The following is a 1,692-nucleotide window of genomic DNA, read 5'->3' on the forward strand; positions in this document are numbered from 1 at the left end:
TGCTTTATATTCTATCATGCTCTTCGTATTTGTGAACCTTCTTTTTTGCTGTTACCCCTATTTATTGAGCGGATACCACCGTGAGATATTAGGTTTTAACACACTCATTACCCCAAATAAGAAGTCAAGTAAGGCTCACCAAGAGGAAATCGGAAGAATCATCAAAAAACATATCTCATCGCCACAATCGGCGTTAATTAGAGACTTAAACCCTGTCATAAGGGGATGGACTTCTTTTTATACAAACTCCGACGCTAAAACCGTTGGAGAACTAGCTAAACAAGATAACCTCACATACCTGAAACTTCGACGTTGGGCAAAACGCCGTTGTGGAAACATCAATGCAGGACATCAACTGTATTGGCATTCTATTGGCGGTGATAACTGGGCATTCTCAACCAGAGAAGAGGGAGCGAACCCTATAAGGTTACTAAAGCATAGAGAATTCGAGTGTAGCAGCACCGACTATGTGAAAGTTAAAGGAGATAAAAGTCCTTACGATGACGACCTAGTTTATTGGAGTTCCAGAATGGGGAAGAATCCTGATTTGCCAAGTAGGGTATCAAAACTCCTGAAATGGCAGAAAGGGAAATGCCCTCATTGCGAATTTATTTTCAGAAATGAAGATGTAATGGAAGTTGACCATATCGTCCCCAGAGCCATTGGAGGCAAGGATGAGTACAAAAATCTTCAACTATTGCATCGGCATTGTCACGATGTTAAAACTAAAGCCGACCTGGAATTAATTAGGAAACATAACCTGGAATTCGTATCTTCAGGAAAGAAACCTCAAACAAGTCGGAAGAAAGGGAAGCCCTCAAATGACAAGAGGACACCCGAGTAGCCGTGTGAAGCGAAAGTTTCACGCACGGTTCCGAATGGGAGGGAGAAGATGGTAACATCTTCTTTCGACCCTACCTGACTACTGGATTTTAGGCTGGCATGGTGCCTCAGCTCCGAGATTATCAATTGATAGATACAATCACTCTATCTGACGCACGCTACATCAATTCGGGATCGCCAACTTAAAATCACTTTTTCTCCTTGGTCAATGTTTTTGAATCGCTCCTAACAACTAATGACTAATGACTTCGTTATTTCAAAAATCTAAACAGGTAAAATTATGTCACAAAAAAATGAAACTGCTGTTCTGATATTATCGCTCCTAATTACGATCGCGCTAGCCGGTGCAGGTATTTGGTGGCTGAGAAGCCGAGGCGGCATCAATCTCGGAGGTTCATCACCCCAAAATCAGACATTTCCCAAATCTCCGACGGGGAATTCGCCGCAATCAGAGCAGGAAATTGGGCAGCGTCTGAGTGCCGGACAAAAACTGTTAATTCCACAGCAAGCCACACCAACCAAACAAGCAGCAGTACAGGCGATCGCATCTGGCAACTATAACGCAGCTATTTCCGATTTACAAGCTTCGCTGAAAACCAATCGCAACGATCCAGAAGCCTTAATTTACCTCAACAACGCCCGCATCGGATCTCAAAAATCCTACACAATTGCCGCCGCAGTTCCCATTGGCAGCGATATCAATGCTGCTCTAGAAATTATGCGGGGCGTAGCTCAAGCTCAAAATGAAATCAACCAAAGCGGCGGCATTAGCGGTAAGTAGGTAGGCGGGAAAAAACCAATCTATGTAACAAAATATTAAGTTACCTAATTGGAGTTAAACTTAAGACG

2 protein-coding genes are annotated in these 1,692 nt (G+C 43.1%); both read left to right on the forward strand.

Features of this window, described 5'->3' with window-relative positions; all coding sequences use genetic code 11:
* Positions 1-844 (forward strand): group II intron maturase-specific domain-containing protein (locus QUA83_RS30375; RefSeq protein WP_333297930.1); only part of this gene is annotated, 844 nt, incomplete at its 5' end.
* Between the two features lie 279 nt (positions 845-1,123).
* Positions 1,124-1,624: a hypothetical protein gene (locus tag QUA83_RS30380; RefSeq protein ID WP_333297932.1), complete on the forward strand. Its 501-nt coding sequence runs from the start codon at positions 1,124-1,126 to the stop codon at positions 1,622-1,624.
* The last annotated feature ends 68 nt before the right edge of the window (positions 1,625-1,692 follow it).

Origin of the sequence: Microcoleus sp. K1-B1 (assembly GCF_036704705.1) — a bacterium.
GTDB lineage: Bacteria > Cyanobacteriota > Cyanobacteriia > Cyanobacteriales > Microcoleaceae > Microcoleus.

Bases quoted from the DNA above. Each gene is read 5' to 3' on its own strand.
- QUA83_RS30380 (WP_333297932.1), top strand. From the start codon at position 1,124: ATGTCACAAAAAAATGAAACTGCTGTTCTGATATTATCGCTCCTAATT.